The organism is Kitasatospora sp. MAP12-44 (genome assembly GCF_029892095.1).
In the GTDB taxonomy this organism is placed as follows: Bacteria; Actinomycetota; Actinomycetes; order Streptomycetales; family Streptomycetaceae; genus Kitasatospora.
Map to the genome: position 1 here is coordinate 8,330,138 of NZ_JARZAE010000004.1, position 20,008 is coordinate 8,350,145.

Here is a 20,008-nt window from a genome sequence, read left to right on the forward strand (position 1 = left end):
GGTTACTGCGCCTCGCCCTCCTCGGCCGGCAGGAGTTCGGCGATGATCTCCATGCCCAGTGCGTAGGCCGGCACGCCCGCGGTGAGCAGCGCGGTCTCGGCGACCCCGATGAGGTCGGCGGCGACCGCGCCCGCGTGGAGCGCTCCCCGCGCGTGAATTCGAGCGGGATCCGCCCGGCCGAGGGCCAGCAGCTGTCCGAAGTGGACCAGCTGCTGCACCCGCCCGCCCAGCGGGTTCTCGGTCAGCACGAGGTGCCGCAGCGCCATCACCGCCTCCTCGGTGGCGAGCCGGTCGAAGGCGAGGGCCAGCCGCAGCCGCTCCTGCACGCCGCCGGGGACGGTGCCCAGCGTCGCGCGGTAGCGGTCCCGGACGGCCTCGAGGCGTGCGGTGCGGGCGTCGTCCGTCATGACGCGACCCGCGCGATCGAGGCGCGGACGGCCTCCAGTGCGCCTTCGGGGAAGTCCACGGCCCCGCCGATCGCCCGCGCGGCGAGCTCCGCTTCGGCGCTCTCCTCGATCGCCACCACGAGGCGGGCGGTGGCCGCCGAGTCCGGGCCGAAGACCAGCAGGCCGTGGTTGGCCAGCAGGACCGCGGCCGTGCCGGGGCGCTGCTCCAGGATCTCGGCGATGCCGCGGACCGCCACGTCCGATCCGCGCGGCCCCCAGGGCACCACCGGTACCTCCTCGGCCTGCCCGAAGCGCAGCATCGGCTCGGTGCGGCAGGGCAGCGGCCGGTGGGCCACGGCGAAGGCCGTCGCGGCGGGGGAGTGGGTGTGGATGACCGCGCCCACGTGCGGGCGGGCGCGGTAGACGACGCTGTGCATGGCGATGATCTCGGTGCTGACGGACTGCAGTTCGCCGGCGAGGACCTGCCCGTCGAAGCTCACGGTCGCCACCTGCTCGGACCGCAGCCCGCGGACGAACCCCGGGGTCAGCAGCAGGCGCTCGGCGTCGAGCCTGGCGCTCAGGTTGGCGTGGCCCGAGTGCGACATCACCCCCGCCACGAACAACTGCTCGGCGGCTTCCACGAGTTCATGCGCCTGGTGCGCAACTTTGTGCATGCCTGTCATCTGATCGGCTCCTGCTTCTCTGCGGCCGGCGGTGGCTCATCCGCCGCTGGTCCGGTGCAGGGCCCACTCTTCAACTTGAACTATGGTTTAAGTCAACTGAAGGAGGAACGGGCGTGCTCATCACGATCGGCCGGCTCACCGAGATCACCGGAGTCCCCGCCTCGGCCATCCGGTACTGGGAGCGCCACGGCCTGCTCCCCGCGCCCGAACGCCAGGGCGGCCAGCGGCGCTATCCGCCGCAGGCCGCGGAGCGGATCGTGCTGCTGCGCAAGTGCCAGCAGGCCGGACTGAGCCTGGCCGAGATCGCCGAGTTCCAGCAGGACCAGCCGCGCAGGCAGGCGATGATCAGCGCCAAGGTCGCCGAGATCGAGCAGCGCATGGTCGACCTGGACCACGCCCACCAGCTGCTGACCCATGCCCTCCAGTGCAGCAGAACGGACATCGTCGCCTGCCCCAACTTCCAGGAGCAGATGGCGACTTGGCGGATCCGCCGCGAACCGTCAGACATGGCCTAGCGGCAGCAGGTACTGGAGTGGCTGGTCCAGGTCGTCGAGGCCCAGCAGTTCGTGGGCCAGGTCGTCGAGGAAGCCGCTGAGCGGAATGCTCGACAGCCCGAGCGCGGTCGCGCTGAGCAGCAGGGTCTGGGCGAGGTGCCCGGCCTCCAGCAGGCCCAGGCGCAGGGCCCGCAGGCCGTAGCGCCGGCGCAGCAGGCCGAAGTCCACGTACAGGCCGAGGACGGCGGGCGCGTCGGTGATGTCGACCAGGTCGGGATCGTCGGCGGGGCGCGAGAAGTAGGAGGAGAGGGCGGTGAGTTCGGCGACGGACGGGGCGGGGCCGACCGGCCGCAGCACGCGGCGCTCGGGGACGCACTGGTAGGTGCCGGCCGACAGGCCGTCCACGTTCAGCGCGATCAGCCGCAGGCGGGCGGTGTAGAGGGCGCCGGCGCTCGGGTACGGGCGGTGCGGGACCGAGCGCGCGGCGCCCTCGGGCAGCCGCTGCCCCGGCAGCCACCGCTCGGTGCGGTGGCTCTCGGCGTGCGAGGACCAGAGCAGGGTGCCCAGTGTGCCGGCGTCCAGCGGGCCGACCAGCGCTCCGCGCGCCGAGACGCGAGCGGTCGTCACCTCGTGCAGCGAGCGCTCCGGCAGCGGGCCGGCGGGTAGCGCGACCTCGGGCGGCGCCGAGTGCTGGGAGCCCTCCAGGGGGTCCGACAGGAGGTCCGACGGCAGCAGCCGCAGCGCGCTGTCCTGTGGGCGGCCCGCCTGGAACTTGCTCCGTTCCAGATACTGGCGGTCCGGCGCGCGATGCCCCTCGGGGAAGAACGAGGGCGGCTCGCCCGCGTCCAGCAGCGTGCGGGCGGCCAGTCGGCACACGGCCCGCTCCTCGTCGGGGCTGATGCCCAGCCGGTTGAACAGCATGTGCAGCTGGGAGGCCCACACCCACAGCTCGCGGCCCTCGCTGCCGCGCACCGCGGCCGCCCACGCCAGCAGCCAGGGCGCGGCGTCCTCCCGCTCCAGGCCGGCCCGCAGCGTCTCGGCGCGCCTCACCAGGGCCTCGTGCTGCAGGGCGAAGACGGCGTTGACCCGGGCATGCACGGCCGCGCCCGGCAGCAGGGGGACCTCGGTGACCCAGCGCCAGCCCGCCGCGTGCCGGCGCAGCCAGCGGGCGGCGGCGAGCGGGCCCAGGCCCAGGGCCAGCGCGGTGGTGTGCGCCAGGTCGATGCCCAGGGCCAGCCGGTCGGCCGCGCGCGGCGGGCGCCGTAGCGCCAGCACCGCGACCCGGGAGGAGACCGCGAAGAGCTCCTCCGCCTCCGGCAGCGCCGCCGCTCCGCCGTAGCGTTCGGTCTCGGCGACGTACGGTACCGGCTGGACCTCGGCGTGCGTGGACGGCCAGGGGCCCTCGACGGCCGGCACTGCCTTGCCCAGCCGGCTCAGCATGTCGGGCAACTCGGCCGCGGCCGACGGCGTCAGCCCGCGCAGCCGGATCCGCAGGTGCGGGCCGCCCTCGCCGTAGCGGATGAAGAACCATGCCGCCGCCTGCCCGTCGGCGACCAGGCCGTCGAGCAGCGGGGCCAACTCCTCGGTGAGGACGGCGTCGACCGCGGCGGTGTCGCTGTGCAGGAAGAGGTGGAAGCTGTGCCAGTCGGCCATGAGGGTCCTCGGTCCGTCGGAATCGCGTCGGGATCACGGGAAGGGGTGCGGATGGATCGTCAACTCTTCGTATGTCAACGGCCGTTCGACTCGGCCGAGCCGGTGCGGGACCTCCAGTAGGCGCGGCAGGCCCCGGGTGCGGTGGTTGACGTGGCCGAAGGTCATCGGCAGGGCGCCGGGAACGATGACCTTCGCACAGTGCAGGCAGAGCCGGTCGCGCACGCCCGGCTCGTCCTGGCCCACCGCGATCACCTCAAGGCCCAGCCCGGACAGCCGCCGCACGGTCCGCTCCAGCAGCGCGGTCAGGTCGTGCACCGGCTCCGGCGTCCCGGGCCAGGCCTCGCGCCAGTCCAGCTCCGGCGTGTCCGCGAACAGGAACTCCAGCCGCGGCTGGGCCTCGGGCAGGGTGTTCAGGCCGACGTGGTCGTCCAGGGTGCGGACCAGCTCCGGCCGGCTCAGCATCGGCCGCAGCCGCTCGGGCCCGTACGGGCGCTCGGCGGTCAGCGCGCGCCGGGCGGACGCGTGGACGGTGGTGACCACCTCGATCACCGCCGAGCGGATGGCGCTGCGCGGATCGTGGTGCGCCCCGGCGGCGAGGAAGACTCGCGGGGCGTCCGGGTGGGCCCCCTGGTACCGGCAGACGGCGACCACGGCCGGGATGCCGAGGTCGTTGGTGGCGTCCAGCAGGGTCAGCCGGTAGCCCAGCAGGGCTGTCCGGTCGGCGAGTTGGAGCAGCTCGGGGTCGTCGGCGGGCAGCGTGATCCGACGCAGCGGGGTGGCCGTGTACCAGGCCATCAGGAACGCGTCCCGCTCGGCGACCTCGAACAGGCCGTACAGCACCGCCTCCTGGGGACTGTTGCCGAGCCCGCAACCGTTGGAGCACTCGTAGACGACGTGCGGCCGGTCGGCGCCCGGGACCTCCCAGTAGGCGACGTGCTCGGGCACCGCGAGGGAGCGGTCGCGGGTCAGCGACCAGCCGTGTACCCAGTCGAGTTCGAGCTGAGGGGTGTAGCGGACGGTGCGGCTGGCCGGGTGCCCGTGGTAGCGGGGGTCGGGCAGGCCGAGCCGCTCGGGGGCCACCGCGAGGTCGGCGCCCAACTGCTCGAAGGAGGCGCGCACGACGGTCCGACGGCCGGTCGGGCGCATCCCGGCGTACCGCTCCACGCTCTCGAAGAGAGCGATGCGCTCGCTGCTCTCGAAGTCGCCCGCCCGCCCGTAGCCACCGTCGTCCAGCGCCCGGCCGTCGGTGACATAGGCGCTGGTCAGGCTGAACGCCGAGTCCTCGGTACTGGTCAGCCGGCGCACCGGGCCGAACCGCTCGTCGCACAGGGCCTCGCGCAGGGAGGCCGCGTTGGTACGGGAGTTGGGACTGCGCAGCACCGCCGGATCCGACAGCGGGCGGGCCGTCCACGGGAGTTGGGCGGCCTGGGCGGTGTCCGGCGGCAGTGGCGCGCAGACCGCGCAGCCGCCGATCGGGCGGATCCGGTGAGTGGACCAGGTGGCGCGGCCGCTGTGCAGCAGCTGAACGGTGGCGCCGGGCTGGTCCGTTGGCGGGTCCGGGGTCTCCTGTGTTTCGAGCAGCGCCTCGGCCAGGGCCGTGGCGGCCTCGTCGAGGGCGGGCGCCACCAGCCCGGCCAACGCCAACTGCTGGCTCTGCCAGGGCACCCGGCCGCCGGCGGTGGCCAGCCGCTGGTACTCGGCGCAGCTCAGGCAGGCCGGCGCCCCCGGCCGCAGCACCGGGCCGATCACGGTCAGCGCGCCGTCGCTGCGCACCGGGACCAGGAGCACGGGGTGGGTCAGCGCGTGCCGGCTCAACTTCTCGGCGAGCTCCAGGTTCCACTCCTCCAGCAGGACGACGGCCGAGCCGGTGGTGATGGCCAGGGCGGCTTCGCTGGTCAGGACGGGCAGCGGGCTCAACTGTAAACCTCCTCAGCGGGTTTGGCGGCTTGGTCGGCGTTCGACGTGCTGCTGAGGACGGTGAAACCGCAGGCGTGCAGTGCTGCCGAGAGTGTCGCGGCGTCCGCGCCGACGGGCCTCCACGGCGTGGGGCGCAGGCCGGTCTGTCGGCACAGGGCGGTGCGCAGGGCGCCTTCCCTGGCGGCCAGGCCGGCCAGCCAACCGGTCGTCCAGCCCTCGTCCTCCCAGCCGGCGAGCTCCAGGTCGGCTATCGCGAGCGGGGCTGATGCTCCGCTGGGCAAGGAGAACCGATGGAACGTCAGGTTATGGCGGCGGCTGACGGCGTGGGCCACCGCGCCCAGCGCCGCGAACGCGACCGCGTCGCCGGCGCTCGCCTCGACGGCTCGGATCGGCGGTCGGCCCACCGTCCGTACCGAGGCGACGTACGCGGCTCCATATTGATGAACCGTCAGTTCGGCTGACTGGCCGAGCCGTTCGGTGAGTGTGCGCCACCAGTGCCGGGCGTGTGGGTGATCGTCCCAGGAACGGCTGGGCAAGCGGTCGCCGAGGTGGTCGCCGAGATGGTGTGCCGCCTCCCGGCGCAGTGCGCGACCCCAGGCGTGGTCCGGGGTCGCGCCGACCGTGATGCGGGAGTGCGGGTCGCTCAGGCGCAGTTCCGCCACCCGGCAGGCCGCGTCCAGCCGGGCCAGATCGGTGCGGGCCGCAGCCGCCAGCAGCGTGCCCTCGGACCCCGAGAGCGGCAGCTGGGCGCTGACCAGGGCGACGGGCAGCTGCGGCAGTGCGTCGGGCAGGGCCGGGGTGAGCACGCCGACCCGCTTGTCCCCGAGGGCGGCCACCCGGCGCAGCGCCTGCGCCAGGGTGTCCGGCGGCGGGAGCGGTGCGCGGCGATCGTGGTCCAGGGCCTGCGGGCCGAGCCAGGCGTGGTAGTCGGCCCGCAGCGGACGGGCCTCGGCGACCAGGACCGCAGGCAGGCCCGACAGCACGAGGTGGTCCTCACCGTCATGCGCGGGATCGGGCAGCCCGGCGACGGCGCACAGCAACCGCTGGGCGGCGGCCCCGGCGACCAGGGCGGTCAGCGCGGCGGACGCGGCGGGCCCGGCCGTCGTGCCCGACCCGTCGTCGGCGACCAGGCCCAGCCGGGTGGTCAGCGCCGCCGCGTCCGCTTCGGCCTGCTCGGGACTGCCCACCGCCGTGACGAAACCGCCGCCCCCCGACACCCCGGCCGCGACGGTCGCCGACCGCCCGGGCCCGGCCGACAGCAAGAGCAGCCCGGCGGGCCCGGCGGGCCAGGCGGCGACGCAGGGCACCGCCCCCGCCCGGCGCAGGGCCCGGGCGGCGGCCTGGGCCAGCGGGTCGGCCGGATCGCCGGCCCGCAGCCGGGGACGGGCCGCCGCGATGGCCCGCGCCGCCGCTGCAGGGTGCGGCGCGGCGGCGCTCAGCCACCGCGCGGCGCAGCCGTCCCTGGCCACCAGCAGGTCGTGGGCGTGCAGATGGCCGATCAGGGTGTTCAGGGCGCCGCGCAGCGGCGAACCGGTCGGCGCCTCCAGTGCGGTGGGGTCGCCGGTGCGCAGCACCGCCTCCAGCAGCTGCCACAGCGCGGGCAGGGCGCGACTGCCCTCGATGGTGACGCTGGAGCGCCAACCCCGCAGGTGCAGTCCGTTGCTCAGCGGGGTGAGCGCGACTCCCGGCCGCAGCCGCCAGCCGGCCAGCGCGTCGACGCCATCGACGCCATCGATGGCGTCCTCGGCGTCCCCGGTCTCACCGAGGCCGGGGACCGGATCGAGGGACGTGGTCACGAGCGTGCCTCCACAGCGGTGATGACCTCGTTCATCCGGTCGCGCCAGTGGTGCCCGGTGAGCACCGGGACGGCCTGGATGACCAGGTACGCGGCCAGATAGCGCTCCAACGGCCGAACGTCGCAGACCGTGAAGAGCCGGTACAGGCCGTTGGTGCAGGCGCGGTAGATCAGGTAGTCGGTGCGCCCCAGCATCGAGCCCTGCGGATCGGAGCGGGCCAGCAGCTGGTGGAACTCGCTGTACCGCGTGCGCAGTTCGGGGCTCCAACGCTCCAGCTGGCCCGGATCACCGGTGGCCGCCGCGCGCTCCTGGTACGCGGCGGGGCTCCCGCGCAGGTCGGCCCCGGCGTCGAGCCGGTGCTCCGTCAGCCGCCAGGCGTCGGCCGACCAGCGGGCCCACGGCCGCTCCCGCTCCAGCAGTTCGCCGGCGGCGATCCGCTCGACCAGAGCGGTCACCGCGCCGCCGGCGCTCTGCCAGTGCTGCTCGAAACTCCGCCGCAGGCTGCCGTCCTGGTCGTCGTGGACCAGGAAGTCCTCCAGGTGGGAGATGTACGAGTAGTGGCCGCCCACCAGCGCTCCCGGATGCGCGGCGGCGTGCGCGGCGAGTGCCGCCACGAGCAGCTGGAGCCGGGCGGTGCCGCTGTCCCCGTGCTCGCCGAGGAAGTGCGAGCCCGCGCGCAGGGCGGGCAGGCCCAGCCGCAGTAGGTCGTCGCGCAGCTCGGACCCGTCGTCGCCGAGCAGGGCGCGCACGGCGGTTCGGTCGACGCCCTCGACCTGGACGGTGTTGTCGGGCACCACTGGGCCGTACGGCGGGGCGATCAGCTCGATGCGGCCCGCCTCGGCGGCCTCGGCGAGCAGCTGGGCCTCGCCGCGGTCGCTGAGTGAGGGGTGCTCGCGCAGCCACTCGCGGACGGCGGCCGCAGCCTGTTCGGCGGCGGGCGCCACCTGGTCGGCCGGGCCTTCGATCCGCAGCCGCAGGTGAGGGCCGTGCAGCCAGTGCCGCTCGACCTGGACCGTCAGGCCCTGGCGCGCGTACCGCTCGGCGAGCGGCAGGATCGCGCCGCGCAGCAGCGGGCCCTTGAGCGGCTGATGGTAGTAGGCGACCACATCGAGGGCGGCTGGATCGGACACGGGCACCTCCTGGTCACTGGACACGGGCGTCTCCTGCCTCACTGGACACGTTCACCACGTTCACCACGGGCAGGCCGCCCGGCACGATAGGCCTCCACCACCAGCTCGACCGCCCGGGTCGGCCGGGCCTGCCCGCCGGGCGCCGGAAGCGCCTCCTCCAGCACCACCCCGCCCGGCTGGCGGGCCAGCCACCGGCCCAGGCAGCGCAGGTGCAGGGCGCTGCCGAGATCGACGAACTGCGGCTTGGGCTGCCGCAGTCGAGTGAGCAGGGCGTCGGCGTTCCAGCTCTCCGAGCTGACCGGAGCCGGGCGCAGGAAGAGCTGCTCGGGCAGCCCGAGCAGCGCGCGCCAGCGGGCCGCGGTCGCCACCGGGACCTCTGTGTCGGCGGCCAGCTGGGCGCCGAGTGCGGTGACCACCTCGGCTGGCAGGTGCCAGCGGCGCCGGTTCAGCACCACATGGCGGTAGGTCAGCCGCGGCGTGTGGAGCACCTGTCCGCCGGGCGCCGCCAGCGTGGTGCGGGGGAGCAGCGCGCGGAAGTCGACGACGCCGTGCGGGTGGTCGCAGAGCAGCGGGGCCAGCCGTGGCGGCAGCATGACGGGTGCCAGGAAGCCGGCGTACAGCACGTCCAGCCACTCGCCCGTGGCGCGCAGCCGGAACCGGAGCTGGTCGCCGGCCTCGTCGTGGACCAGGTCCAGTTCCGCTTCGCCGATCGAGGCCCAGCGCCGGTCGGGGCCGATCTCGTCGGGGACCAGCAGCGGGTGGAGGTTGGCGTTGAACCCGCCGACCGGGCGGACCTGGGCGGCTCGCGCCCCGGGCCCGAGGCCTCGGCGGAGCTGGCGGGCGACCTCGGTGGTGGCTGCAGGGGGCAGCGTATCCAGGAAGCGGCTGGTGAACCGGCCCCAGCCACCGTACACCTGGTTGACGCAGAGCAGCTCGCCGTCGAGGTCGCGCTGGACGAAGTACGAGTAGCTGAGCGGCCGTTCGACGGCCCAGGCGGGCAGTCTCGCGCCGAGCCCCTGGACCAACCCCACGGGCAACGCGATGTCCCGCACCCCGCCGGCGCCGCCGCCGTCCCCGCCGCCGTCCCCGCCGCTGTCCGGGCCGCTGTTCGGGCCGCTGTCCGGGCCGTTCACGGCGGCCAGCACCGACGCCCGCAGCTCGGCCAGCCCCGCAAGACCGCCCACGAGCTCCACCTGCCGCTGCGGAGCGAGGCCGGCCAACTGCCAGGCCTGCTCCCACGCCGCGACCATCTCGCTGCCGAACTCCCACACGTCCGGGCAGCTCCCGCCGCGCCCGTAGCGGGCCACGAAGCGCTCCAGGGCCGTCCGGCGCACGACGTGGCCGAGGTCGAACAGCTCGGCGAGAGGCGTCAGTTCGGCCAGCGCCTCGGTGTCCGTGGTCGAGAGCTGGCCGTCCGGTCGCAGCGGGGTCGGCGCCACCACGTCCTCGGACAGCACGGTCAGCTGCGCGCCCCGTTCCGGAACCGGGCGGCCCGCGTGCTCCAGCACGGCGGTCCAGCGGCTCTCCAGGTCGGCGAGGTCGGCCGGGCGCCGGGCGGCCGCCGTCAGCGCGAACTGCCGGGTGCGGTCGGCGATCTCGTCGAGCTGCTCGGCCAGTTCCGCATCCTCGGGCCAAGCCCGCAGCCACTTCGCCAGGCGGGTGAGCGGCTCGTCCCCCTGTGGATCCAGCGGCTCGCTGGGGATCAGCAGGCCGGCCTCGGTCAGCTGCTCCAGGAACGCGGCGGCGGCCGAGCCACTCGCGGGACCGCCCAGCGCCGAGCTCAGGCACTCGGTCAACTCGGCCAGCGTGGAAGGGGTTTGGCAGCGCGAGGTGACGAAGGACAGCGGGCCGGTGGCGGCCAGCTCGACCTCGTCCTCGGTGCCGATCAGGTAGCGGCCACCGGCGAACTCCAGCCGGCTGCGCGCGTAGGCCGCCCGGCCGCCGCTGATCCGCGCAGTACTGGTCATCCGGTGCGGCAGTCCGGCGCGCCGGCGCGGGGAGTCCAGCAGCGCCTGGCTGAGCGCGCTGACCAGCGTGCGGTTGACCTCGACCACCGGGGTCAGCGGGCCCGTGGCCAGCCCGGCGCCCGCGTTGTGCGGCTGCCCGGGCGCGGGCACCTCGGTGCTCAGCGCACCCCAGCCGACGACGGTGAACCAGGAGAGCGGACTGGTCTTGGTGCTGGCCCGCAGTGCGTAGCGCAGCACCCCGGGCTCCTCCTTGCGGGCCCGGCGGTCGGCGGCACCCGTACCCGCGCGCTCGACGGCGCGCAGCAGATCGCTGCTGGTCAGGGCGACCGCCCGAGCCAGCGCCGGCTCCCGGCAGAGCTCCGCGAGCGCACCGCGTTCGACGGTCAGGGCAGCCTGGGCGAGGTCGTCGGCGGTGGCGAGCAGCGCGGCGCGGCGGCGGCGCAGCGACAGCCAGGCGGCGAGCTCGGGCACCCGCTGGGGCAGGTCGCCCAGGCGTTCCAGCAGCGCGGGCCGGGACTCGCGGCCGTTGTGCAGCGAGCGGCGCAGCGGCAGGACCACCTCGCGGTGGAAGGTCTGCGAGTGGCCGTCCCGGCTGGCGTAGAGGGCGTCGCCGAGCGCGGGCCGCAGCTCGGCCAGCTCGCTCTCCAGCTCGGTCAGCCGGGTCAGTTCCGCGCGGAACACCGCGGCCTGCGGGTGCTCGGCGGGGTGGCACAGCACGGTGGCGCGGGCGAGGGCGTAGGGCGCGCAGTGCACCGCGTAGCCGCCGACCGGGCGTTGGTGTCCCGTGGAGTGTCCCGTGGAGTCCCTCATGGCATCCCGTCTCTTGAGGCCGTCGAGCCCGGTCCGTGCGCTGATCCGAGGTTGTCCCCGGGGCGCACGGGGCATCCGTGCGACCCGGGGTGGTCACCAGCCCTCGGCTGGGACCAGGGCAGTTCGGGGTGACCCGAGGGAAAATGCGCTGGTCAGCTCCGTGCCGGTGTCAGAACCGGTGTCAGAAGTCGTAGGACAGCCGCTGCTCAGCGCAGGAGGACGAGCCCTGGCAGGAGCTGGAGCCCCACGACGCGCCGCCCTCGGGCAGCGCGGCGCTGTCGCTCATCGAGGTGACGGTGAGGTCGCCGAGGTCGAGGTCGGCGAGCTCGAAGGTCGGCTGGTCGGTGGTGTCGAACATGCGGAACTCCCTGGGAGGTGAGGGGAAGCGGTGTGTTGGTCGGCTCCGTGCCGGTGTCAGGCGGCGATGGGCCCCGGCGTCGGCTCCGGCTGAGCGCAGGAGGACGAGCCCTGGCAGGAGCTGGAGCCCCACGACGCGCCGCCCTCGGGCAGCGCGGCGCTGTCGCTCATCGAGGTGACGGTGAGCTCGCCGAGGTCGAGGTCGGCGAGCTCGAAGCTGGGGCTGTCGGTGGTGCCGGTGCTGTTGGACATGGCGGTCTCCCTGTGGTTTGGGAACATGGTCCGGGGTGCACTCCGGTGAGGAGCTGACCAACCGTCAGTTGACGCCCACTCGAATCTCGGTTGTGCCTGACTCCGCTCCCACCATGCCCGCTGCCCCGCTACGGCGGCGGGGGCGGCCGCGTGGTGCGGCCGCCCCCGTCGCGTGGCTCAGGCGGGTATCAGTCGAAGATCTGGAACTCGGAGACCTGGCCGGCCGGCCAGCCGGTGTTGGCGGTGAAGTTCAGCCGCAGGTAGCGGGCGCTGGTCGCGGTCGGAAGGGTGATGCTGACGGTGTTTCCGGTGGCCGGGTCGAAGGTGTAGTTCGCGGAGCCGACCAGGGTGGTCCAGGTGCTGCCGTCGGTGGAGCCCAGCACGCTCAGGGTCTGCGTGCGGGTGGCCCAGGCGGTGGACGGCGGGAGTTGCAGGGTGACCGAACCGAGGGTCTGGGCGCTGCCCAGGTCGGCCTGGAGCCACTGCGGGAAGGCGTTGTCGGTGCTCTCCCAGTAGCTGCTGCTGTTCCCGTCGTTGGCGTTGGACGGCACGTAGTTCTGGGTGTATCCGCTGGCGGTCATGGTGGCGCCGAGCGCCAGGTTGGTGGTCGAGGACGGGTTGCCGGTGCCGGTGAGGGCGACGGTGAGCGGGCTGTTGCCGGCGTTGCCGCTGACCGTCAGGCTGCCCGTACGGGTGCCGGTGGCGGTCGGGGTGAAGGTCACACTGACGGTGCAGGAGGCGCCCGCCGCGATCGACGTCCCGCAGGTGTCGGTCTGCGCGAAGTCGCCGGTGGTGGTGACGCCGGTGACGGTCGCGGCCGCGCTGCCGGTGTTGGTGACCGTGACGCTCTGCGCGCCCGACGCCGTGCCGACGGTCTGGCCGGGATACGTCAGCGTGCTCGGACTGGCCGTCAAGGTAGCGGAGTTGGAGCCGCCGCCACCGCTGGGGAAGACCTCGAAGTCGGACAGCTGGCCGGCGTTCCAGCCGGTGTTCGCGGTGATGTTCACCCGTACGTACCGGGCGGTGGCGGCGTTGAAGGTGAGCGTCACCGTGTTGTTGCCGGCGTTCGGGTCGAAGGTGTACTCGGCCGAGCCGAGGATCGTCGAGAAGGTCGAGCCGTCCGTGGAGCCCAGCAGGGAGAGGGTCTCGGTGCGCGCGCCCCAGGCGCTGGACGGCGGCAGCCTGAGGACGACCTTGCCGAGCTGGTAGCTCTGGCCGAGGTCGACCTGGGCCCACTGCGGGAACGAGCCGTTCTGGCTCTCCCAGTAGGTCGACGGGTCCGGGTCGGTGAGGTTCGCGGCGACGTACGGGCCGTTGGCCGAGCTGGCCGAAGCCGGCCGGCCGGCCGCGATGTTGGTGCTGCTGTCGATGCCGGCGCCGCTCAGCGCGACCGTGGTCGGACTGTTGTTGGCGTTGCCGGTGATGGTCAGGGTGCCGGTGCGCGCGCCGCCCGCGGTGGGCGTGAAGACGACGTTCACGGTGCAGGAGGCGCCGACCGCGACGGTCGAGCAGGTGTTGGTCTGGCTGAAGTCACCGGTCGCCGCGACGTTGGAGACGCTGGCCGCGCTGGTACCGGAGTTGGTCACCGTGACCGTCTGCGCGGCGGTCGAGGAGCCGACCACCGTGGCGGCGAAGGAGAGGTTCGCCGGGCTCGCGTTGAGCACCGGGCCGGGTGCGGTGCCGGTCCCGGCCAGGGCGACCGTGTTGGTGACCCCGCCCGCGTTGACGGTCAGGCTCCCGCTGCGGGCGCCCGTCGCGGTCGGGGTGAAGGTCACGCCGACGGTGCAGGAGGCGCCCGCCGCGATCGACGTCCCGCAGGTGTTGGTCTGCGCGAAGTCGCCGCTGGTGGAGATCGCGGAGACGGCGGCGGCCGACCCGGTCGGGTTGCTGACCGTCACGCTCTGCGCGGCGCTGGTCGAACCGGTCGCGGCCGAGCCGAAGTTGAGCGCGCTCGGGCTGGCCGTGACACCGGTGGGCGGGTACGGCGGGTAGACCGGGGCGGGCCACGGGCCGCAGAGCGGGGTGCCGCTGATCCCGGAGTTGCCGCCGCCGTCGGTGACCGTGAAGTTGCCGCCCTCGCAGTTGTACACGGGGGAGGGCGCGCCCACGCCGGTCGCGGTGACGTTGCTGAAGGTCGCCACGCCGCCGGTCTGCTCCTGCAGCGCGAAGGTGCCGGTGCCCGCGATGGTCACGTTGGTGAGCGAGACCCCGCTGACGGTGCCTTCGACCCACTGCACGGCCTCGTACGGGCTCTGCTCGATCAGCGCGTTGCTCACGTTGATCGGCCCGGTGATCGCGCCCTGGCTGCCGTCGAACCAGAGCGCGCCGACGCCGAACTGCCAGTTGGGGTCGAGACTGCCGTCCCGGATCAGGGTGTTGTCGGAGATGGTGGTGGTGCCGACCGGGGTGGAGGTGAACCGCTGCCCGACCTGGATGCCGCCGCCCTGGGTGAGCCCGGTGTCCTGGACCAGGTTGCCGGTGACGGTGTTGTCGTGGCCGCCGTAGATCGCGATGCCGTTGGCGAGCATCTGCAGCTGCACGGTGTTGCCGGAGATCGTGTCGTTGGCGTCGGCACCGAGGCTGGAGTCCGCCCAGGTGGCGATGCCGTCGTCACCGGTGTTGCGGATGTCGCTGTTGGTGACGGTCGAGTTGGTGACGCCGCCGTGGAAGTTGATGCCGTCCGCGGTGGTGTCGCGGATGCGCATCCCGCTGAAGGTCAGCTTGTCCATCGGGCCGTCCATCCAGGCGCCGACCTTCATGTGCTCTATCCAGATGTTCGACACGGTGGAGTTGCTCAGCGCGCCGCCGATGCCGTTGACCTGGGCGCTGTCGTCGCGTTCCTGGACGTTGCCGGAGATCGCGAAGTTCTGCAGGTGCACGTTGCTGCTCGGGTTGGGCGCGGAGTTGCCGTAGAAGCCGGGGGCTGTGCCGGTGACGGTCGAGTACCACATGCCGGCGCCGGCGATGGTCACGTTGTTGACGCCGATGTGGCCGGGGACATTGAAGGTGCCCGGCGGGATCCACACCGTGCCGCCGGGGCCGGCCGCCCTGATCGCGGCGTTGAACGCGCTGGTCGCGTCGTTGACGCCGGTCGCGTCCGCGCCCTCGCTGGTCACCGAGACCGAGCCGGCTGGCTGGGAGGGCGCCGGGCCGACCTGCTCGAAGTCGGCGAAGTCGAGCGTGTACGTGGAGGCGGTGTCCTCGGCGTCGACCTGGAGCTTGAAGGTGGTGCCGGCCGGATAGCTGGTCGGCAGCAGGCGGTGCGCCTCGTCGTAGAAGTGGTGCGGGTTGCTGCCCGGGGTGTTGGTGAACGGGTAGCTGCCGTAGTACCAGCTGTACGCGTTGGTGAGGGTGAAGTCGCTCTGCTTGCTGCCGTTGATGTAGAGCGAGAGCGGCGCGGTGTAGACCGACCCGTTCGCGGTGTCCGGGATGCTGTAGCGGAAGTCGATCGAGTCGGTGGCCACCGGCGTGGTGAACGTGACGTACTGTCCGGTGCCCTGCAGCGTCACGGCCTTGCGCCCGGACGCCTCGTCGGCCAGCTGGCCCTGGGTGTAACTCGGGCCGATGACGGTGCCGTTGGTGGCGGAGTTCTCCGCCTGCACCTCGACGTACGGCAGGTTGGCGCCGCTGCCACCGGTGGCGGTGGCGGTGGCGGTGGCTGCGGTATGCGGGGCGCCGGTGCGCGGGGCGGCCGAGGCCGGCTGGGGCGCCAGTGCGAGGACGCCCACGCCGGCCAGCAACGTGGTGACGACCGGCAGGGCGAGTGCTCGGCTCAGACTTCTGACGGGCTGGAACACCTTCTGCTCCCTTCAACAGCAAATTACCTCATGGGCATGACAGTTGACGTGGTCGGCGCCACCGTGCGGGAGAGGGAGGGCGGACCCGGAGGGCGGCGAGGGCCGCGCGAGCTCGGCTGGTGGGGGATGGGGTGCCGACGCGAGGGGAACCGTAACGTCTCCGACATCAAGGTGCAATATCTAAATGCAGATCTGTGTAATCCTTACTTTCCTTTGCAAGATCTGAAGCAAGTGCGAGCCTGGGTCCGGGCCCAGACCGCAGGACGGGGCCTGTTCGGCCGGGTCAACCGCTTGCGGCAAGGGCTGCCGGAATTTTGCAGCCAGCAGCAAGTCAGTTGCGATGGGTGCTCTAGGCTGTTGGCCATGACACGACGACTTGCCGAAGTGGCCAAGAAGGTGGGGGTGAGCGAGGCGACGGTCAGCCGGGTGCTCAACGGCAAACCCGGCGTCGCCGAGCAGACCCGCGGCGCGGTGCTGACCGCCCTGGACGTGCTGGGCTACGAGCGTCCGACCCAACTGCGCGGGGAGCGCTCGCGGTTGGTCGGGCTGGTCCTGCCGGAGCTGCAGAACCCGATCTTCCCCGCCTTCGCCGAGGTGGTCAGCGGCGCGCTCGCGCAGCGCGGCTTCACCCCGGTGCTCTGCACGCAGACCGGGGGCGGTGTCTCCGAGGCGGACTACGTCGAACTGCTGCTCCAGCAGCAGGTCTCGGGTGTGGTCTTCTTCGGTGGGCTCTACGCGCAGGCCGAGTCACCGCACGAGCACTACGAACTGCTCTTCCAGCGCGGCGTGCCGACGGTGCTGATGAACGCCGCGATCCCGGAACTCGACTTCCCGCAGGTCAGCTGCGATGACGCGGTGGCGGTCGAGCAGGCGGTCGGCCACCTGGTCTCGCTGGGCCACCGGCGGATCGGGCTGGTGCTCGGGCCGCCCGACCACATGCCCTCGCGGCGCAAGCTGGCGGCGGCCCGGCCGGCGCTCGCCCGCGCCGGGCTGGAGCTCGGTGAGGACGACATCGAGCACGCGCTCTTCTCGCTGGAGGGCGGCCAGGCCGCCGCGGCGCGGCTGCTGGCGCGCGGCGTCACCGGCATCGTGTGCGCCTCCGACCCGCTGGCCCTCGGCGCGGTGCGGGCCGCCCGCCGTCGCGGCATGGAGGTACCGCGGGACGTGTCGATCGTCGGCTACGACGACTCCTCCTTCATGACCTGCACGGATCCGCCGCTGACCACGATCCGTCAGCCCATCGAGGCGATGGGGCGCGCGGCGGTGGGGCTGCTGGTGGGCGAGCTGGCGGGCGCCCGGGTCACGCATGACGAGCTGCTCTTCGAACCCGAGCTGGTGGTGCGCGGCTCGACCGGGCTGGCTCCGAAACCATAAAGCCGTAGACGTAGCCGCAGTCGTAGTCGTAGGGCCGGACCCGAACCCACGGGTCCGGCCCTCTGTCATGTCTGCTGTCAGGCCTCAGTCGTGGTGGTCCGCCCAGCAGTTGATTTCTTGCGAGTTTTCGTCGATATCTTGTGGTCGCCCGGTCAGCGGTGCTTAAGTGTGGTCCGCCACCTCGCCACCCCACACCGCCTCGAAGGGGGCTTCCCGCCCATGCGCAGATCCGCAGTGCTGCTGATCGCCGCCACTCTCTCGCTGACCGCGGCCGCGTGCTCCAGCTCCTCCTCCTCCTCCTCGCCCTCCAACTCCGGCGCCGGCAGCGCCGGCAAGGTCACCATCTCCATCGACTGCGCGCCGCCGACCAGCCGCCCGACGCAGCGTCAGCAGTGGGCGGACGACATCGCCGCCTTTGAGAAGCTCCACCCGAACGTGACGGTCAAGAGCATCGACACCTTCCCGTGCGAGACGCCCGAGCTGTTCACCGCGGCGCTCAAGGGCGGCACCGAACCCAACCTCTTCTACACCTACTTCACCGACCGCCAGCAGGTGTTGGACGCCGGCCGGGCCGCCGACATCACGTCGTACGTCACGGGCCAGAACCTGCCGGTCAAGGACGACATCCTGCCGTCGGTGTGGGGCCCGCTGCAGAGCGGCGGCAAGACCTACGGCCTGCCGCGCACCAACTACACCATGGGCATGATCATCAACCGCAAGCTGTTCCAGCAGGCCGGGCTCAACCCCGACCAGCCGCCGCAGAGTTGGGCCGACGTCGAGGCGGATGCCAAGAAGATCGCCGCGCTGGGCAACGGCATCGCCGGCTACGGCGACTACAGCGCCGGCAACAACGGCGGCTGGCACTTCACCGCCGAGATGTACGCGCAGGGCGGCACGATGGTGAGCAGTGACGGCACGAAGGCGGCCTTCGACAACGCCCAGGGCCTCGCGGTGCTGCAGAACCTGCACAAGCTGCGCTTCGACGACAACGTCATGGGCGCCACCCAGCTGTACAAGTGGGGCGACCTGCAGAAGCAGATGGCCGCGGGCAAGCTCGGGATGTACATCGCCGCCCCCGACGACATCACCTACATGGTGCAGAGCCTGGGCGCGCACTACGAGGACTTCGGCATGGGACCGATCCCCGGCCAGAACGGCCCCGGGGTCGGCAGCCTCGCGGGCGGCGACGACTACATGTTCAACGCCAAGGACACCCCGGCGCAGATCACGGCCGGCATCCAGCTGCTCAGCTACCTGTGGCTGACCGAGGGGCAGGGCCAGCAGTACGACTACGCCCGCTCCAAGGCCTCGGGTCAGGCGGTCGGCCTGCCGGAGCCGCAGCTCTTCCAGGGCGCGACGGCGGCCAAGGACGCCCAGCTGAAGGCGGCCGACGCCACCATGCCGGTGCAGGCCTTCGCGCCCTTCGTCGCCGCCGACGTGCCCGGCGTCACCGAGCCCGCCAACGCCCAGGCCATCTACAAGATCCTCGACAACGCGATGGCCTCCGCACTCACCGACCCCAAGGCCGACCTGCAGAAGCTGCTCGACACGGCCGCCGCCCAGGTCGACGAGGTCCTTGCGAACGCCCAGTGAGCTCGGCCCTCTCCCGGTCGCTGCGGCGCAACCTGACCGCGCACGGCTTCCTGATCGGAGCGGTGCTCTGCTTCGCCTGCTTCTCGTGGTACCCCATGGTCCGAGAAGTGATCATGAGCTTCCAGAAGGCGCGGGCCGGCCGGACCAGCTGGGTCGGCCTGCACAACCTGAAGCAGGTGATGAACGACCCCAGCTTCTGGCCGGCCTGGCGCAACACCGCCGAGTTCACCGGACTGGCCCTGCTGCTCGGCTTCGCGCTGCCGTTCGCCGTGGCAGTGATCATGAACGAACTGCGGCACGTACGAGGCTACTTGAGGGTCCTGGTGTATCTGCCGGTGATGCTCCCGCCGGTCTCCGCGCTGCTGCTCTTCAAGTACCTGTACAACCCCGAGTACGGGCTCTTCAACCGGGTGCTCGAACTGCTGCACCTGCCCACCTCCGGCTGGCTGCAGTCCCCGGACATGGCGATGCTCGCGGTGGTGCTCGCCTCCACCTGGATGAACATGGGCAGCGCGACGCTGATCTACCTGGCCGCGCTGCAGGGCATCCCGGGCGAACTGTACGAGGCGGCCGAGCTGGACGGCGCCGGACTGCTGCGCCGGATCCGACATGTGACGATCCCGCAGACCGCCCCGGTCCTCTCGCTGATGCTGATGCTGCAGATCGTCGCCACCATGCAGGTCTTCGTCGAGCCCTTCGTGCTCACCAACGGCGGCCAGGGCGTGGACGGTTCGACCACCACGGTGGTCTACCTGATCTACCAGTGCGCCTTCAACTTCTCCAACTACGGCGCCGCCTGCGCGCTCGGGCTGCTCCTGCTGCTGGTGCTGGCCGGCTTCTCGGCCGTCTACGTGCGACTCAACCGGAGGCTGGAGCCATGAGCGGGACCCGCACGCTCGTCAACACCGCCCAGCTCAGGCACGGCCGCTACCGGATCGTGCTGGTCCTGGTGGTGGTGCTCTTCACCGTGGCCTTCATCGGCCCGATCTACCTGCTGGTGACCAACGGGCTGAAGAGCACCACCGAGTCCATCCAGACGCCGCCCACCTTCTATCCGCACCACGTGGTGGTGGGCAACTACCGTGCCGCCTGGGAGCGGCTCGACATCGCGCGGCTGCTGCTCAACACGCTCTGGTACGCCTTCGGGGCACTCGCCTTCCAGCTCGTCCTGGACGTCGCGGCCGCGTACTCCCTCTCCAAACTGCGCCCGGTGCTGGGCAACGCGATCCTCGGCCTGATGCTGGCCACGCTGATGATCCCGGCGATGGTGCTGATCGTCCCGCAGTACCTCACCGTGCTCGACCTGCCGCTGCTGCACCTGAACCTGCTGAACACGCCCTGGGCGATCTGGCTCCCCTCGGTGGCCAACGCCTTCAACATCTACCTGCTCAAGCGCTTCTTCGACTCGGTGCCGCAGGAACTGCTCGACTCGGCCGCCGTCGACGGTGCCGGACCGCTGCGCACCCTGGTCGCGATCGTGCTGCCGATGTCGCGGCCGATCATCGGCGTGGTGTCCATCTTCGCCCTGGTCAACGTGTGGAAGGACTTCCTCTGGCCGCTGCTGGCCGAGCCCGACCCCGCACAGCAGACCCTCAACGCGGGGATCTACTCGCTCTCGCTGGGCGTGCCGGAGAACGTGCTGATCGCGGCCGCGGCCATCTCGGCGGTCCCCACCGTGGTGTTCTTCCTGATCTTCCAGCGCTCCATCATGTCCGGCCTGACCGCGGGCAGCCTCAAGGGCTGAGCTCCGGCGGCCCGATTCCGCAACCCTGACTCGTGACCCGAAGGAGACTCCTACC

Annotated in this window: 14 protein-coding genes and 1 pseudogene; 5 read left to right on the plus strand and 10 right to left on the minus strand. The window is 72.4% G+C overall.

Annotated elements, in window-relative coordinates:
- Positions 1–2: 2 nt before the first annotated feature.
- Both P3T34_RS37455 and P3T34_RS37460 read right to left on the minus strand, forming a co-directional pair.
- Positions 3–407: a carboxymuconolactone decarboxylase family protein gene (locus tag P3T34_RS37455; RefSeq protein ID WP_280670942.1), complete on the minus strand. Its 405-nt coding sequence runs from the start codon at positions 405–407 to the stop codon at positions 3–5.
- Positions 404–1,069, minus strand: a complete 666-nt coding sequence (locus tag P3T34_RS37460; protein WP_280670944.1) for a class II aldolase/adducin family protein — start codon at positions 1,067–1,069, stop codon at positions 404–406. Before P3T34_RS37460 ends, P3T34_RS37455 begins: the two co-directional genes overlap by 4 nt.
- Before the next feature lie 113 nt (positions 1,070–1,182).
- Between P3T34_RS37460 and P3T34_RS37465 the strand changes: the two genes are divergently transcribed.
- A complete protein-coding gene (locus P3T34_RS37465) occupies positions 1,183–1,584 on the plus strand; it encodes a MerR family transcriptional regulator (protein ID WP_280670946.1) in 402 nt (133 codons plus the stop codon).
- Here P3T34_RS37465 and P3T34_RS37470 read toward each other — a convergent pair.
- The 8 genes from P3T34_RS37470 to P3T34_RS37505 form a co-directional block, all read right to left on the minus strand.
- The gene (locus tag P3T34_RS37470; protein ID WP_280670948.1) at positions 1,570–3,216 is read right to left on the minus strand and encodes a thiopeptide-type bacteriocin biosynthesis protein; all 1,647 of its coding nucleotides are present in this window, start codon (positions 3,214–3,216) and stop codon (positions 1,570–1,572) included. The two genes, P3T34_RS37465 and P3T34_RS37470, sit on opposite strands and share 15 nt — an antisense overlap.
- A 33-nt stretch (positions 3,217–3,249) precedes the next feature.
- Positions 3,250–5,133, minus strand: coding sequence for a TOMM precursor leader peptide-binding protein (locus tag P3T34_RS37475; protein WP_280670949.1), 1,884 nt, complete (start codon positions 5,131–5,133; stop codon positions 3,250–3,252).
- Positions 5,130–6,929: a hypothetical protein gene (locus P3T34_RS37480; protein WP_280670951.1), complete on the minus strand. Its 1,800-nt coding sequence runs from the start codon at positions 6,927–6,929 to the stop codon at positions 5,130–5,132. Before P3T34_RS37480 ends, P3T34_RS37475 begins: the two co-directional genes overlap by 4 nt.
- Positions 6,926–8,083: a lantibiotic dehydratase C-terminal domain-containing protein gene (locus tag P3T34_RS37485; RefSeq protein WP_280670953.1), complete on the minus strand. Its 1,158-nt coding sequence runs from the start codon at positions 8,081–8,083 to the stop codon at positions 6,926–6,928. The genes P3T34_RS37480 and P3T34_RS37485 overlap by 4 nt, the downstream gene beginning before the upstream one ends.
- A 14-nt stretch (positions 8,084–8,097) precedes the next feature.
- The gene (locus tag P3T34_RS37490; protein WP_280670955.1) at positions 8,098–10,836 is read right to left on the minus strand and encodes a lantibiotic dehydratase; all 2,739 of its coding nucleotides are present in this window, start codon (positions 10,834–10,836) and stop codon (positions 8,098–8,100) included.
- 181 nt (positions 10,837–11,017) lie between these two features.
- Positions 11,018–11,194, minus strand: a complete 177-nt coding sequence (locus tag P3T34_RS37495; RefSeq protein WP_280670957.1) for a thiazolylpeptide-type bacteriocin — start codon at positions 11,192–11,194, stop codon at positions 11,018–11,020.
- A 56-nt stretch (positions 11,195–11,250) separates the two neighbouring features.
- Positions 11,251–11,445 carry a thiazolylpeptide-type bacteriocin gene (locus tag P3T34_RS37500; RefSeq protein ID WP_280670959.1) on the minus strand — a complete coding sequence of 65 codons (195 nt, stop codon included), beginning with the start codon at positions 11,443–11,445 and terminating at the stop codon, positions 11,251–11,253.
- 188 nt (positions 11,446–11,633) lie between these two features.
- Positions 11,634–15,242, minus strand: coding sequence for a discoidin domain-containing protein (locus tag P3T34_RS37505; RefSeq protein WP_280670961.1), 3,609 nt, complete (start codon positions 15,240–15,242; stop codon positions 11,634–11,636).
- Between the two features lie 363 nt (positions 15,243–15,605).
- Between P3T34_RS37505 and P3T34_RS37510 the strand changes: the two genes are divergently transcribed.
- The 4 genes and pseudogenes from P3T34_RS37510 to P3T34_RS37525 all read left to right on the plus strand — a co-directional run bounded on the left by P3T34_RS37510 (position 15,606) and on the right by P3T34_RS37525 (position 19,953).
- On the plus strand, positions 15,606–16,616 hold the full coding sequence (locus P3T34_RS37510) for a LacI family DNA-binding transcriptional regulator (RefSeq protein WP_280670963.1): 1,011 nt from the start codon (positions 15,606–15,608) through the stop codon (positions 16,614–16,616).
- 219 nt (positions 16,617–16,835) lie between these two features.
- A complete protein-coding gene (locus P3T34_RS37515) occupies positions 16,836–18,209 on the plus strand; it encodes an extracellular solute-binding protein (protein WP_280670965.1) in 1,374 nt (457 codons plus the stop codon).
- 11 nt (positions 18,210–18,220) lie between these two features.
- Positions 18,221–19,090, plus strand: a pseudogene (locus P3T34_RS37520) (sugar ABC transporter permease); the annotation flags it as partial.
- Positions 19,087–19,953, plus strand: a complete 867-nt coding sequence (locus P3T34_RS37525; RefSeq protein ID WP_280670967.1) for a carbohydrate ABC transporter permease — start codon at positions 19,087–19,089, stop codon at positions 19,951–19,953. The pseudogene P3T34_RS37520 and the gene P3T34_RS37525, both read left to right, overlap by 4 nt.
- The last annotated feature ends 55 nt before the right edge of the window (positions 19,954–20,008 follow it).

Bases quoted from the DNA above. Each gene is read 5' to 3' on its own strand.
- P3T34_RS37455 (WP_280670942.1), bottom strand. From the start codon at position 407: ATGACGGACGACGCCCGCACCGCACGCCTCGAGGCCGTCCGGGACCGC.
- P3T34_RS37460 (WP_280670944.1), bottom strand. From the start codon at position 1,069: ATGACAGGCATGCACAAAGTTGCGCACCAGGCGCATGAACTCGTGGAA.
- P3T34_RS37470 (WP_280670948.1), bottom strand. From the start codon at position 3,216: ATGGCCGACTGGCACAGCTTCCACCTCTTCCTGCACAGCGACACCGCC.
- P3T34_RS37490 (WP_280670955.1), bottom strand. From the start codon at position 10,836: ATGAGGGACTCCACGGGACACTCCACGGGACACCAACGCCCGGTCGGC.
- P3T34_RS37495 (WP_280670957.1), bottom strand. From the start codon at position 11,194: ATGTTCGACACCACCGACCAGCCGACCTTCGAGCTCGCCGACCTCGAC.
- P3T34_RS37500 (WP_280670959.1), bottom strand. From the start codon at position 11,445: ATGTCCAACAGCACCGGCACCACCGACAGCCCCAGCTTCGAGCTCGCC.
- P3T34_RS37510 (WP_280670963.1), top strand. From the start codon at position 15,606: ATGACACGACGACTTGCCGAAGTGGCCAAGAAGGTGGGGGTGAGCGAG.
- P3T34_RS37515 (WP_280670965.1), top strand. From the start codon at position 16,836: ATGCGCAGATCCGCAGTGCTGCTGATCGCCGCCACTCTCTCGCTGACC.
- P3T34_RS37525 (WP_280670967.1), top strand. From the start codon at position 19,087: ATGAGCGGGACCCGCACGCTCGTCAACACCGCCCAGCTCAGGCACGGC.